Here is a 15,279-nt window from a genome sequence, read left to right as displayed (position 1 = left end):
CGAGCAAGAGCCAAGGGCGGTAAGAAATTTCGCCACTTTCGATATCCGTCATTCCCGCGCAGGCGGGAATCCATTCCTCAGCAAACGCTGAACGCACTCTTTTCGTTGGTTTAATCGATTCAAAAACATCCTCTCGCTTTAAGATGGATCCCCGCGTTCGCGAGGATGACGAGCAAAAGCGAGGCGAGTAAGCACAAGCGAGGGCAGTAAGAAATTTTGCCACTGTCTACATTCGTTATTCCCGCGCAGGAGGGAGTCCATTCCTCAGCAAGCGTGAACGCACTCTTTTCGTTGATTTAATCGGTTCAAAAACATCCATTCGCTTTAAGATGGATCCCCGCGTTCGCAAGAATGACAAACCAAATGAGAAACGTCAGAAAAGCAAAAGTGGTGAGAAATAATAAAGAAAAGGAAACGCTGGAAGAAATCAGAATTGTCAGCACAGATCAGGCGTGCGAAAACCAACATGGATGCTCGCTACGCCCTCCGGGACGTAAACTAGCTCGCGATATTCTTAATCTGCTCAACAATTGCTTTAAGGCCATTGCCGCGTGATGGACTCAAGTGGGCAATTAAGCCTAGCTGCTCAAAGTAGGCTTCAATATCAAAGGCTTGGATCTGCTCTACCGTTTTACCATTGTAGGCAGCTAAAACTAAAGCAATTAAGCCACGAACGATTCTCGCGTCTGAGTCGGCACAAAACGTCCACATTCCGTTTTCTTGTTCTGCCACTAACCAAACTTGGCTTTCGCAACCTGCAACCATAACCTGCTCAGACTTTAGCGCATCAGGCATCACTGGCAATTTTTTACCCCATTGAATCACCTGGCGATAGCGGTCTTCCCAGCCTTTGAATTGCTGCATGGTGGCGACGATGTCCGAGCTGGTAATCTCGTTACCAAATGGAGAGGCTGGCAAATTCGACATGGCTAGGCTCCTACACAATAGGGATAAAAAGTGATGATGACATAAAGCGGTGTCAGAAAGCCGCTTGGTATTGGAGGCAGTTAGTTTTTATGCTTTTGAATCAACTTTTCAACGATACGTGCCACCGCAACAAAACCAAAGGTCGCGGTCACTACCGTCGCAGCACCAAAACCGCTGGCACAATCCATGCGTTTTGGACCTTCTGCCGTTGATTTTACGTTACAAACAGAACCATCCGCTTGCGGGTATTTTAGCTGCTCAGTGGAAAAGACACAGTCAATACCAAACTTTCGCGCGGGATTTTTTGGAAAGTTATGATGGCGACGCAAGGTATCCTTGATCTTCTTCGCCAGTGGATCTTGGATTGTTTTGGTCAAATCCGCCACTTGGATTTGTGTCGGGTCCACTTGGCCCCCTGCACCACCAACGGTAATCACTTTGATTTTGTTACTGCGACAATAAGCCAGCAAAGAAGCTTTCGCTTTGACGCTGTCAATGGCATCTAGCACGTAATCAAACTCTTTGCTGAGGTATTCGTGTTGATTGTCAGGCGTGATGAAATCGTCAATCAGGTTCACTTTGCACTCAGGGTTAATGAGTTTGACGCGCTCTGCCATCACCTCAATCTTGCTCTGGCCGACTGTTCCCGTCATTGCATGAATTTGACGGTTAATATTGGTCACACACACGTCATCCATATCGATGAGTGTCAGTTCGCCGATACCTGTGCGGGCAAGAGCTTCTACCGCCCAAGAGCCAACACCACCAATGCCAATCACACAAACATGGGCAGCACGAAGAATCTCAACTTCGCTGTTGCCGTATAAACGGCGCGTACCACCAAAACGTTGGTTGTAGCTATCAGAAGCAGGAGTATCAAGTTCGCGCATAGTGATGATTCCAAAGTCGCCAGAAAAACAAAGAGTGCGATTTATACGCACTCTTCAACAAAATGTCCAGATAGAGAAACGCTATTGTAGCTTTTCTGGTGGCAAAGCCCAAGGTGCTTGCGTTGGAGAGTTTTCCAAGCCCAGTTTCCACACGCGGCCAAAGTGTTTGTAATGGCCCGCTTCGGTGCCCGCTCGTGGGCCCATTCCGTGGTAGAGATCGAGATGATTCTGTTTTACTGCGCCACCGGTATCGAGCACGATCAACAAACGCAGTTGATGCGCACCACTCCAAGTACCGTCAGCATTCAGTAATGGCACTTCTGCCAAAATCGGCGTCCCCATTGGGAAAATCGTGCGATCGCCCGCCACCGATGCCATTGGAAGTAATGGAATCCCTGCAGAACCTGTTACAGGCGCCGCCGCTCTCGGCTCAAAGAAAACAAAAGAAGGATTTTGCTCAAGCAACTCTTGAACGGTGGCCTCATCGTTTGCAAGCACCCAGTCTTTGATCGCTTTCAACGACATCTTCTCTCTTGCAACTTGATCACGTTCAATCAACACGCGGCCAATGCTCACATAGGCTTTGTTATTTTTTCCCGCATAAGCGAAGTATTCCAATGTATCGTCATCTTCAAAATGGACAAAACCACTGCCCTGCACTTCCATGATAAACGGGTCAATCATGTTCTCTGCATAGCCCAGTTCAAGCCCTAATCCATCGAGTGCCCCATCGTAGATCTGAGCTCGCGTCGGGCAATCTTCACTGCAGTCAGGTTTAGCGTAAACTGGGTATTTAAAACGTTCATCGGCTTGATGGCGCAGCTCCATGACTGGTGAAAAATAGCCAGTAAACAGGACGTTACCTTGCTTATCTCCCCCACCTAACTGGGCCGTTTCAATGCCATAAGCACCGAGTTCGCTCGGGTCACCACTTTGCAGTACCCACTCATTTAAACGCTCATAAAGCGGTTGATACAAGTTGGCCAAACTAGGTGAATTGCTGATCACCGCTTCAGATTGACGTTGAAATTCGGTGAAGTCGCGAGGTTTGTCCGAGCTCACAAAGTCGACTCGATTGAGCACATCACTGAATTCATTGTCGAGATACTGCTGTGCACGATCGGTTGGCTGAGCACAGCCAAACAACAAGACCGATGCAAAGAGCGGAAAATAAGCTTTAATCACTGGTTACTACCCATCAAATAGAATTTGATGCAGCATGACAAAGTCGAATTTTAAGTGCAAATGAAAAAGGGACGCGATTGCAGTCCCTTACAAAAAAATGACGGATATTGAATGAGAAAACATCAATTTGGCAGCAGCATCACTGCTTATCTCAGCGAGAGATTCTGCTTCCCTTCTAATTGAAAAACGGGAAGGTAGTGCGCGTCACTATCCAACTTCATTTCGATGTACTGCTGACCAATGAATCGAAAGCGACGAGTTTCACCACCGACACGATACTCAAAATACTTGCCATCAAAATCAAAATTGGTCGTCACCAAAGAGCCGTTAACGGTGACACCACTTTCATTGAGGATCAGCACCTCACGAGCATAGGGAGCGACATCCTGCTCAACCCATTTTCCGTAAATCATGCTTTTCGGCATCGGCGGATTGATCAATCGAGTAATCAAATCGCCATACATCAACAATACAATCACGGTTCCTACAAGGGCCAAGCCCATTAGGATTCGCTCTAATAATTTGCGTTTTTTACGACGTAGCTCTTCAGTGAGTAACTGTCCGTTGACGGCGGTTGACTTTTTACTGGCAGAAGACATTTTTTTCTCGTTCATGTTTACAAGCCGCCTATGTTACACCGCTGGTCAAAGCAAACAACTCACTCAGATCAAAGGTGGTTAAATTAATAAAAAACCGCTTGCCAACAAGGGAATAAAAAGACAATATTTCAGCATAAATAGTCACAAGGAAGTCATATTGTGAAAATTCGCAGCACGGCATTAGTTAAAGGTTTCAGACAATCCACTCCATACGTAAACGCGCACCGCGGTAAAACCATGGTTATTCTCCTTGGTGGTGAAGCGATCGCTGACAAAAACTTCAGCAATATTATTAATGATATAGCTCTAATGCACAGCCTTGGTGTTAAAGTGGTTTTGGTCTATGGTGCAAGACCGCAAATCAATCATTTACTTGATAAGCAATCAAGCCAGACCCCTTATCACAAGCACATTCGTGTGACTGACGAAAACTCACTTTCGATAGTTATGCAAGCCGCCGGACAGTTGCAATTGGCGATCACTGCCAGCCTCTCCATGAGCTTGAATAATACGCCGATGGCCGGAACGCACCTCAATGTAGTCAGTGGCAATTTTGTCATCGCTCAACCATTAGGTATAGATGAAGGTGTCGATTACTGCCACAGTGGTCGCATTCGTCGCATTGATACTGAGGCCATTAATCGTTCTTTGGATCAAGGATCCATCGTTCTGCTTGGGCCAATTGCCAGTTCGGTCACTGGTGAATGTTTTAACTTGCTTTCTGAAGAAGTCGCGACACAAGTGGCGATCAAACTCAAAGCCGACAAACTGATTGGCTTTTGTTCTGAGCAAGGCGTGATTGACGACAATGGCAACGCCGTAGCCGAATTGTTCCCTAGCGACGCAGAGAAGTTTATTCAAAAACTCTCGATTGATGTGGATCCGGAAAGTGATTTCCACTCAGGCACATTGCGTTTTCTCAAAGGGGCAGTGGCAGCTTGCCGCGCAGGTGTTCCTCGTAGCCATCTCATCAGCTACAAGATCGACGGTGCGTTGATCCAAGAGCTGTTCTCGTTTGACGGTATCGGTACACAAGTGGTCATGGCCAGTGCTGAACAAGTTCGTCAGGCTTGCATTGATGATATTGGTGGCATTCTTGAACTTATCCGCCCTCTGGAAGAGCAAGGCATTCTAGTAAGACGCTCTCGCGAGCAACTTGAGCAAGAGGTCGAACGCTTTACCATCATTGAGAAAGATGGCCTGATCATTGGCTGCGCCGCCTTGTATCCTTATATCGATGAGCATATGGCGGAAATGGCATGTGTGGCCATTCATCCTGATTATCGCGATGGTAACCGTGGTCTGTTGCTGCTCAATTACATGAAGCATCGCTCGAAATCCATCGGCATTGAGCAAATTTTTGTTCTCACCACGCACAGTGTTCATTGGTTTAGAGAGCAAGGTTTCTACGAAATTGGCGTCGATTCACTGCCAATGGCGAAGAAAAGTTTGTACAACTATCAGCGTCGTTCAAAAATTTTGGCACTACCGCTTTGAGCTAAAGTTAGAGTTTCCTACTGATGAACAGGGTTAACACCATATGCAATGCATTACATTTAATTAGGCCATAATTTGCGCTTTTTTTCATCAAGCGACTCATCTATAATCCTGCGCAAATCGGGGTTAACCCGAGCCAAGGAACTTGGTGACGAGACACCGCACGGACTGCTCGATTCATTACTTACCCCGTCAGTTGGGATTAAGCAATCAAAGAGCATTACTATGAGAACCATTATTTGTAACTCGCTGCAAAGCTTTTGGGATATGGCTGATAACCAGTTTCTAGAGGGACTTGACGTTCATTGCGTCTTCCCAGTGACAGAAGCACTTCGAGAGTTCATCTTGAACTACAAAGAGCAATACCACATTCGCAGCATTACTTTTACGCAAGCATTTCAACGCTAGCTAGAATGTGAAAGGCCAGAAGTTCCACTTCTGGCCTTTTTCCTTATCGACTTAGGCTACTCTCATAAACCTTACTGGCCCAAACGGTATGGCAGGCCACTCGCTCGCTGTGTCTTTATCTTCATACCACGTTTCAGGACTTGAAGATCGGCATACAGTGCTAAACGCTTTTTCGCTCGAGTAATGCCGGTGTAGATCAGCTCTCGCGTCAGTATTGGGCTGAAGTCAGCAGGCAAAATCATCAAGGTAAAATCAAATTCGCTGCCTTGTGATTTATGTATTGTCATCGCATAGGCTGTTTCATGTTCTGGCACTCGGCTTGGTAATACCGCTTTAACGCTGCCGTCGGCCAGCTCAAAATAGACTTTTAAACGCGGATCTTCATCAGTGTCATCCCACATGCAGATGCCAATGTCACCGTTGTAAAGCCCAAGCGCGTAATCATTACGCGTCACCATCACTGGCCTGCCGTGATACCAAATCTCGTCCTTCACTTTAATCAAGTTCCTCGCAGCTAAGGCTCTTTCAATGCGAAGGTTAAGCCCGGCCACACCAAAATTCCCTTCACGCACAGCGCAAAGTAACCGACAACGATGAAACAAATTCAGTCCCGCTTTGGCTCGATCAGCACTGCTTTCTCTCTCTTTCGGCTCAATATGCTGCTGAGTTAAGGCAATGCGAGCAAGATAACGTGAGTACTCACTTACAAGCGTTTGCAACATATGGTTGTAGTGGCTGGCATCCAATGGGTGATGTTCGATATCGCTAAACTCTCGCTGCCATACACTCTCTAGCGCCGCCACGGAACCGGCATTGATCGCTTTTGCCAATTGGCCAATTCCTGAGCGAGCATCAAAACGATAGCTCTTTTGCAACATACACAAGCTATCTGCGACGGGAGCCAAACGGCTGGCACTCTTTGGCAGCGCTTGATAACCCGTTAACTTCGTGAGCGTTGCTGCTTGCTCTGCGCTGTATCCGGAAGCAGAAAATGCGCAGATATCCCCCAGCACCGCCCCCGCTTCAACAGAAGCAAGCTGATCTTTATCACCGAGTAAAATCAAACGAGCATGTTTAGGCAACGCATCAATCACTTTATACATCATCGAAAGATCGACCATTGAGGCTTCGTCCACCACCAGCACATCCAAATGCAGCGGGTTTTGACTGTGATGACGAAACTCAGCACTACCGGGGATTGCGCCTAACAAGCGATGTAAGGTTGAGGCTTCTGTGGGGATTAACGCCTTTAAACTCGGCTCTACGGCTAAAGATTGCACCGCTTTACCGATGGATTCGGTCAAACGTGCAGCCGCTTTACCCGTTGGTGCCACCAAACGAATGGTGGGCGTTTGTGCTCCGGCTTGCTCAATCAGCGCCGCCAACAATTTCGTGACGGTGGTGGTTTTGCCTGTTCCCGGCCCCCCAGAGATCACCGCAAAACGACGCGTCAACGCCACTGCGGCAGCCACCTTTTGCCAATTAATGCAGGCCGCATGAGGCACGAGATGATCCAGCGCGTTGAGATCCGAGACTTTGCTTACTTGGCTAAGCACTTGTTCAATCGCCGTCCAATCCAAACGGTGCTCTTCAACCACATCGAGAAAATCACACACCCATTGCTGTCGCTGCACTTGGGTACTGCCGCTCGCTTGCGCGGCAATCAGCGTTTCAAACAAAAAGCGGTAATCGCGCGCAAACAATCGATCCAGCAGTGCGGATAACGATGCCGCTGAGCTGGCGTTAAGTTCAATACCGTGACTCAATTGATTAAGTTTTTGCGCCAAAACGACTTCATAGTGCCAATAGCGATGCAGATAAACTCGTTCCCCATCGAACATCAAGGGCACCGCTTCCCCTTGGGTGCCAACCAAGCGACTGGTTTGCAGCAACGCTCGCCAGTCGATCGGCTGCAACTGGGCGTTCAGCTCTGTGGCCGCCTCACCAAACAAGCCAATTTTACTGGCCAATTCACTGACTTGGCCAAGTTCATCAAACAAAGGCAAGCAAATATGCCCTTTGCCTAACTCGGCACTGACCGCAGCGGCCAACAGCGCTAATCCGCTGTGCTGACTCTGCTCACCAATGAAGCGCGCAAATTGATAATCCAATAAGCGCAGGTAGCCTTGTTGGGCTTGCTGTTCAAGCATCAACAGCGTCGCTTGGAGTGACCCATTCAACATCATAGTAACTCCATCTGACCACCTTGGGTCGATCTAGGTTGAGGCTCAAGACCGTCAATCAAACGGTCCATTTCCGTTAATAAATCCAACGAAGGCTTGGCAGAAAAAATACCGTGTTCACTTTCGCCATCCATACCACGAAGAAACAGATAATAGACGCCACCAAAATGATGCTGATAATCATAATTGGCCAAACGGCTGCGCAGAAAACGGTGTAGCGCCAACGCATAGATTTGGTATTGCAAATCGTAGCGATGATCAACCATCGCCCCTTGCAATGCCTCACCATGATAAAAATGCACCGCGTCACCCAAATGGTTGGACTTCCAGTCCAGCACGTAATATTTGCCTTGGTGTTCAAACACCAAATCAATAAAGCCTTTGAGCATGCCTTGCACCGTTTGGAAACCGAGATCCCCCGCGCGAGCAGAAAGGGGATCATGACGCTGAATGACTTGGTTTAAACTGGCAGCGCTGAGCACTTCTATCGGCAATAAGAACTCCATTTCCACCAGACGCTGTGACGGCGTTTTTTGGTTGAGGTACAAATGTTTGCCATCAAGCGGCGTTGACAACACGGTATCCACCAGCTGCTGCAAAACGGGCAACCATTCAAGGTCGATCAAGTTTTTTTCCATCAGCTCGGTGATCACTTGGCGATTCTGTTCAGAGTCCGCCGCTTGAGTAAACTCCACCTCTTCAAACAACGAGTGCAAAAACGTACCAGCGCTGGCACCACGGGGGAAGGTAAAAATCGACTTCTCCACTTCTTGGATTGGCGCTTGCGGATCTTCGGTGGAAGAGTCGATATCAAACCCCACCACTTCCAAACTGGCGTCATAGTCGCTTTGATGGCTACCTTGTTTGACCAAACCAGAGTAACTGGTGATGCGCCATAAACGATCGATCGGCGTGGCCAGCTCTTGCGCAGAGAGCGGCAACGCAGGCGTTGCGATAGGTTGATATCGCTCATCCGGCAAGGTTGGCGGTGAGGTAACGACAATGCTGTCTGACTGCGTTTGTTGTCCTGCCAACGCTTGTTGCAGCGTGGCAATTCCCCCTTCTTGGCCATTTTGCACCAAATACCCCATGGCACTGCGATGCACGCCCGTGGGTTCTTTAGTGGAGCGACCGTTGCGCAGTGGCGCCGCGCCAATGAAACAGCCATAAACGGCGCGAGTGAGCGCCACATAAATAAGGCGTAAGTCTTCCGCTAATCGTTCTTTGTCCGCTTGTTGCAGCGCGGCATCACTGGCGGTGATATCTAACACGGTGCGATCGGTTTGCGCGTCGTAAAACTTCGCTTCGCTGGCTTCGCGATGGGCAAAGACAAACGGGAGAAAAACCAGATCGTACTCAAGCCCTTTTGATTTGTGGATGGTAACGATCTGCACCAAATTGCGTTCCGATTCGAGACGTTGGATCTGCTCATCGCTGCCGCCAATACCATTGTGCGCATCGCTAATGGCTTGAGCAAACCAACGCAACAAACCGTGGTCGCTGCCGATCTCATTGCTTGCTTGCTGCAGCAGCTCTGCTAAATGCATCAAGTCAGTGAGTGTGCGCTCACCCTCTTGCTGAGTCAGCAAACGTTCTGCAATATGGCGTTTGGCCATCACCGCTCGCAGCATCGGCATCACGCCACGAGAAAGCCACAGCTTACGGTATTCTTTAAACTCACTGAGCGCTTTTTCCCACGCATTTTCATCGTTATTCAGTTTATCCAGACTGGCGGCATCAAGGGCAAACAGCTCACAAGCCAACGCCGCCCGCAATGCGCGATCGTCTTCACTGGTGAGCACCGCTTGCAATATGCGCTGAACATCTTGCGCGACGGGGCTGAGAAAAACGCTGTCGCGGTTCGAGAGATAGACACTGGCGATGCCTTGCTTAGCGAGAGTTTGCTTAATCAATCGCCCTTCGCTGCTGGTTCGTACCAACACCGCAATGTCACCCGCTTGAATGGCGTGCTGTAGCTCACCTTGCTGGAATGACGCCTGACCTTGCTGTGAGAGCGTCAGAATCTGCTGAATCTGACTGGCGGTCGCCTCGGCCATCGCTTGCTGATATTCCCCTTTCGCCACGGGTTTTTCTTCGCACTCTTGTAACCAGTAGGTCAGGGCTGGCTGCTTTTGGCCTGCCATGTTCCAAATGCGTTGTTCCGCTTTGGGGCTAAAACTGACTGGCAAAAATGGAATGTCTTGATCATAAATAAATGGGCTGTCTGGTTGTTGAAACAGTTGGTTTACCGCCAACACCATTTCAGCACTGGATCGCCAGTTTGTTCCCAAGGTGTAGTGGGCATTCACTTGGTTACGCGCTTTGATGTAAGTGAAGATATCAGCCCCACGGAAGCCGTAAATCGCCTGCTTCGGGTCGCCGATCATAAACAGCCCAGTTTGTGGGTGTTCCAAATAAATACGACTAAAGATACTGTATTGCAAAGGGTCGGTATCTTGGAACTCGTCAATCATGGCAACGGGGTAAAGAGTACGAATTCGACTTGCCAATAACTGGGCTTCATCTTGATCGATCGCCGCGGATAAACGCGTTAACAAATCGTCAAACGACAAACGCTGTTTCTGCTCTTTGGCTTTGGCCAGCCATGCGCGACATTGCTCAATCGCGTGTGCCAACAATGGGGCTTTTAAGCTAGCTGGATTGGCCAAAAACGCGTCAATTTGCTCAAATAGCGGATGCGTTGGCGCAGTGCCTTTGGCTGTTTTGGCCAGCAGCTCGCTTTGTGCAAATTTGGCCAGCTTATCTGGGTAGTGGTAATCAAACGTGTCGCTTTCCGCCCAGCGATTCACCGTATCTAACCACTCTGGTAATGACTTTTTGGTGTAACTGCGTTTGTTGATATCAGATTGTTCTATGAGCGTTTGCAGTTCTGGCTGCGCCGCTCGCCAAGCACTTTTGAGTTGCGTGATTTTTTGCAGGTTTTCTTGATGCAACGCTGCAAGATCACCACTCATCGCGTTGACGCTCAGCGCCAATGGCGCACCAGTGAGATAACGGCCAATGTCGCTCAACAACGCCGCGGGTGAACCCCAAATCTGGCGCACTTCACCTGCCAATGTTGTGGGCAAGGGATAGAAATTGCGTCGCCAATAATCGGCCACTACTTGCGCTTTTAACTGACTTTCATCGGTGACAAATTCATTGTTAAAACGGCTGCCCGACTCAAACGCATTTTGCGTGAGCATCCGTTGGCAAAAACCGTGAATAGTGAACACCGCCGCTTCGTCCATCTGTCTTTCGGCTTGCAGCAAAATAGCGGCAGCCTGCTTGTGATCGGGAAAGTCACGCAGCAGCGGCTCAATGACGGGATCTTGGCTGTGTCCTCGAGCAAACGCCAAACGCGCATCATGAATACGCGCACGAATGCGATCACGCAGCTCACCGGTTGCGGCTTCGGTAAAGGTCACGACCAAGATTTGATCCACCGTCAGTGGAGCTTGATGACGCGTCTCTTCACTACCATGCCCAAGCAGTAAGCGCAAATACAATCCAGCAATGGTGAAAGTTTTACCTGTCCCCGCCGACGCTTCAATTAACCTTGCGCCATGCAATGGAAAGGTCATGGTTTGTAACGGGGTTGGCTCAGGCTTGTGCGTCATCTTACTCACTGTCTCCGGATCATCTGCTGTTTGATCTGTGATCAAACCTTAAAAACGCTATGAATTTATCTTAACTCTCTAAATATTAGGATGTTGTGGGATCTTACTCACGGAACATCCTCGCCGCTCTGGGTAGTATGCGCCTCACGAGATCAAAGGGTTCGACACGAACCACTCAACCGAATCATGGTCCCTCTGACCTTGTGGCCGTACAGCAAACGCCCTACACGATAATGATTTTCTGGCGGCCACCCTACTTCCTCTCCATTGCAGCGCTTTTAACCCATTGTTGATGTTGAACGACATCGTTTATGCTTCCTCTGACGCATCCACAACGGACAATCTTGCCCCTTGCAGCACCAAACTACTCATCAAACGCACTTGATGGGCCAGTTGATCATTCCATTTTGGCCAAATACGACTGATGTAACTGTCTGCGCCTTCCCCTGCGCCCAAGAAACCATCATTGAAGGTATCCGCCATTTTTTTCAACGCTTTCTCTTCATCATCATTCCATTGCCCGCGGCTTATGCCAGCTTCGATGGCCGCCAATGCGGTTTTGGGGAAATATGCCAAAGGCTGGGTCATGCCTTCGATATACAGGCGGATCAATTCGTTAAGCAAGGATTTGGCTTGGCCAGCATCCGCCATCGCCGGGTATTTGAGGTGCACAACCCCCTCTTTCTTGTCGTAGCCGATCAAATGCGTCACTTTGGCGACGCCCATAGCCGACATCGAAAGGTGATCAATCCAACCCGCTAAGTAATCTTGAGAGCGAATTTTGCCACTGCGATAACGCAGTAACCCAGATTGATAGTGCTGTGTTAACCAACCGCTCAAATGAATCGTTTTGCCTTCACCAACTGGCGTAAAGGCCAGATCCACTTCGAGATCATCCAAAGCAGCGTGAGATAGCCCGGTTAATTTTTCCATTAATGCTTCAGCTTGCACGCGGTTAGTATCAAATTCCAACTCGCCAAAGGCACCGATCGGCAATTTCCCCTGAGCGCGCAATTCACTGCGTACTTCCTCAATCAGCGGCTGTGCCATGTCAGGCGTGCTGTTTTCATCCGATAAGAGACGATGCAGCAACTGTTCACGCAATTGGAAGCTGTTGAGTCCATCCAAAATAAACGGCTCTTCATCGGCCATCACGGCCATTGGTGGCTCGAAAACGACTTTCAAACGGCGATTGAAGAAGTACTGCACTGGCAGTCGCCAGAAACGTTGCAACTCAACCAGATCCAGCTCAAGCGGGAACGTGGCACCCAGTAAATAATCGTCAAGGGCTTGATAAAATGGCGCACTTTGCTGCAATGGCATTTGGCCTTCGCTCTGCTGCTGGGCCGCTGGAATCCACTCTTTGGCATAGCTTTTCGCGTTGCTTGGAGGTTCGCCTAAAAACGCTTGGGGGCTAAATGGCACCATGGGATGCTCGCAGGTGATCATCTTTAATAGGCGCGCACCAGATTCATCCATACCGAGATGCTCATCTCCCGCTAAACAGTAGTTTTGCTGGCAATACTCCATCAACTCAGCCACCAGCACCGACGGCACTTTCTCGGTGTTGTCTTGCACGGAACGTCCGACATAGCTGATGTAAACACTTTGCTGCGCAGACAAGAGAGCCTCTAGGAACAAGTAGCGGTCATCGTCGCGGCGAGAGCGGTCCCCCGCTCTGGCGCGGCCATGAATTAAATCAAATCCTTCCGGTGCCACACTGCGTGGATAGACGCCATCGTTCATCCCCAATAAGCAGACGGTGCGAAATGGAATCGAACGCATCGGCATCAAGGTACAAAAATTCACTTGTCCAGCAAGAAAACGCTGACTTACACGGCTACCGGACAGTTTATTGAGCAGGTATTGACGAATCACACTCGGTGATAATTCCGCCTCAAATGCCGCATCACTCAACTGTTCTTTTAGCTGACCCAACGTATCGCGAATCGATTTCAACGCCACTTCGCCTTCCAAGTCGACGGCAAAGAAATCCGCCAAGACACCGTGTAGTTGCTGTCGCCATGCGTCAATGTTTTGCGCTTGAGCTAAGGCGTGGCGATAGCTGCGAACTTTTTCAATGAAGTAGCTCAGTTTGCCCGCCAGCTCCGCCCCCATTCCCTGAACTTCGTTGTAAGGTGCGAGCCATTCGTCGCCACTTTGGAACAAGCCAGCCGATTCTGGCATGGCGTAGCCAAGTAACATGCGTTGAATACCAAACTGCCAGGTGTTTTGTTTTGTCTGCGGTAGGTCAAACTCACATCCGGTCTGCTCATCCAGCCCCCAACGGATACCCGACGCTTCCACCCATTGTTTTGCTTGCAGGAACTCCGTTTCACTCAAGGAGAATTTCTGCAAAATCGCGGGGGTTTCTAGCAGTTCCAACAGCTCTGACGCCAAACAGCGCATTTGTGGCAGATTCACTAAAGTCAAAAACGCATTGAGAATCGGGCTTTCTTGATCGGCGGTTCGATCCGAAATGGAATAGGGGATGAATCGCTCACCTGGGGCGTTACCGAACACCGCTTGAATCGCTGGGCTGTAGGCATTGATGTCTGCCACCATCACGATAATATCGCGCGGTTTGAGTGTTGGGTCGGCATCGAACATCGCCAGCAATTGATCGTGCAGCACTTCCACTTCACGCATTGGGCTGTGGCAAACGTGCAGGCTCAAAGAGCGATCATTCGCCTCGATGAGCGGTTTATGATGGCTACTCTCGATATGGTCGTCATCTTGGTGCTCCTCCAAGTTGAGGATATCGGCTTGCAGTTGATGCAATAGCGAATCTCGGTCGATATCGACAAACGCTTCAATCTCATGCGATTCCAACTGAGACAACAAGTACATGTTGTCACGGCCAAGTTTGCCCATGGAAGCCAACAAACTGTTGCCCACCACCTCGGTATGCAGTTCATCAACAAGGTTGTCTTCAATACTGCCTTTCAGCTGCTCACTTTGTCCCTGAAGCTGCGAATGATCTTGTTGCCACACAAGGTGCTGACGCTGCTTTGCCGCCAAACGAGCAAGAAATTTTCGATCGCGCACTTCACCCCAATAGTATCGACAAGGGTTGGTAAACATCAGATGCACGTCAATATGCTGGCCGAGCGCTTTCAGCGCGTCCATGTAGCGTGGCGGCAATGAGGTAATACCGAAAACAAACAAGCGCTGCGGCAAGTGTTCAAACTGGCCCGTGTAGTTGTCTAAGCTATCAATGAAGTGTTCGTATAAGTTGGCGCGATGGTACGGCGATTGCCCAAGCGCGACGGTATGGTCATACAGCGCTTGCCACAACATGGGCTGCCAAGGGTGCTCATCACCAATCTCAGCCACGGCCTTCCCCGCTTCCCAATCACGTATCCATTCAGGGCGATACACCAAATAACCATCAAAAATATCGGCAATTTTTTCCGACAGTTGGTAAAGCTTTGCACCTTCTTCATCGTCTTGAAGATAGCGAGCTAAGGGCGAGAACTCCGCCAGTGCAAGTTGCTGCGGCAACAAATGCATCAGCTTCCACGTCATCGCTTCTTTGTTGAAAGCACTGCGTTTTGGCACATCCGCCAAAACGTGAGTAAACATATCCCAGATAAATGTCGCGGGTAGCGGAAATTCGATGTTTGCAGCCACGCCAAACTCTTTCGCCAGTTCCATTTTCAACCATTGAGACATGCCAGGGCTTTGTACCAAGATCTGCTCTTTGTCGAAGGGATTTTGCAAAGGATTGAGGCGAATCAGTTCCACCAACAGAGATTTGAGCACATCCACTTGATTGGAGTGATAGACAGTAAACACGAGTTAGCTTCCGGAAAGACAATCACTAAGCGTTAGCTTAGCACAGCTCGCTGAGTGGCCACATAGTTCTAACTCACTGATTTCCAGAAAGGTTATATCGGTAGCGATTCTTGGTCAGTTTGTCAGCAAAAGGCATTGTCAGGAGAAACTTACACTTCCGTACCAAATGTGA

The 15,279-nt window shown here is 49.1% G+C and carries 9 protein-coding genes; 2 read left to right on the top strand and 7 right to left on the bottom strand.

All coding sequences use genetic code 11. The annotated features are described in order from the left end of the window. Nucleotides 1-498: 498 nt before the first annotated feature. The 4 genes from csdE to CIK04_RS05370 form a co-directional block, all read right to left on the bottom strand. On the bottom strand, nt 499-927 hold the full coding sequence (gene csdE, locus CIK04_RS05385) for a cysteine desulfurase sulfur acceptor subunit CsdE (RefSeq protein ID WP_038941322.1): 429 nt from the start codon (nt 925-927) through the stop codon (nt 499-501). 80 nt (nt 928-1,007) lie between these two features. Then, nucleotides 1,008-1,817, bottom strand: coding sequence for a tRNA cyclic N6-threonylcarbamoyladenosine(37) synthase TcdA (gene tcdA, locus CIK04_RS05380; protein WP_043877295.1), 810 nt, complete (start codon nt 1,815-1,817; stop codon nt 1,008-1,010). A gap of 81 nt (nt 1,818-1,898) precedes the next feature. Further along, entirely contained in the window at nt 1,899-3,002 is a 1,104-nt protein-coding gene (mltA, locus tag CIK04_RS05375; protein WP_097352130.1) for a murein transglycosylase A, read from the bottom strand. A 146-nt stretch (nt 3,003-3,148) separates the two neighbouring features. Next, a complete protein-coding gene (locus CIK04_RS05370) occupies nt 3,149-3,616 on the bottom strand; it encodes a DUF2850 domain-containing protein (RefSeq protein WP_039561461.1) in 468 nt (155 codons plus the stop codon). Between the two features lie 144 nt (nt 3,617-3,760). On the opposite strand from CIK04_RS05370, the gene argA reads away from it, so the two are divergent. Both argA and CIK04_RS05360 read left to right on the top strand, forming a co-directional pair. After that, nucleotides 3,761-5,098, top strand: coding sequence for an amino-acid N-acetyltransferase (gene argA, locus CIK04_RS05365; protein ID WP_017420239.1), 1,338 nt, complete (start codon nt 3,761-3,763; stop codon nt 5,096-5,098). 225 nt (nt 5,099-5,323) lie between these two features. Further along, nucleotides 5,324-5,506 carry a hypothetical protein gene (locus CIK04_RS05360; protein WP_011079706.1) on the top strand — a complete coding sequence of 61 codons (183 nt, stop codon included), beginning with the start codon at nt 5,324-5,326 and terminating at the stop codon, nt 5,504-5,506. Nucleotides 5,507-5,577: 71 nt separating this feature from the next. Here the strand turns inward: CIK04_RS05360 and recD are convergent, their stop codons facing one another. From recD to recC, 3 genes are all read right to left on the bottom strand, one after another. Beyond that, on the bottom strand, nt 5,578-7,692 hold the full coding sequence (recD, locus tag CIK04_RS05355) for an exodeoxyribonuclease V subunit alpha (protein WP_097352129.1): 2,115 nt from the start codon (nt 7,690-7,692) through the stop codon (nt 5,578-5,580). Further along, entirely contained in the window at nt 7,689-11,309 is a 3,621-nt protein-coding gene (recB, locus tag CIK04_RS05350; RefSeq protein ID WP_097352128.1) for an exodeoxyribonuclease V subunit beta, read from the bottom strand. Before recB ends, recD begins: the two co-directional genes overlap by 4 nt. Before the next feature lie 309 nt (nt 11,310-11,618). Next, entirely contained in the window at nt 11,619-15,107 is a 3,489-nt protein-coding gene (recC, locus tag CIK04_RS05345; RefSeq protein ID WP_097352127.1) for an exodeoxyribonuclease V subunit gamma, read from the bottom strand. Between the last annotated feature and the right edge of the window lie 172 nt (nt 15,108-15,279).

It is taken from the genome of Vibrio sp. 03_296 (assembly GCF_002265885.1).
This window is presented reverse-complemented; position numbering and strand designations above follow the sequence as displayed.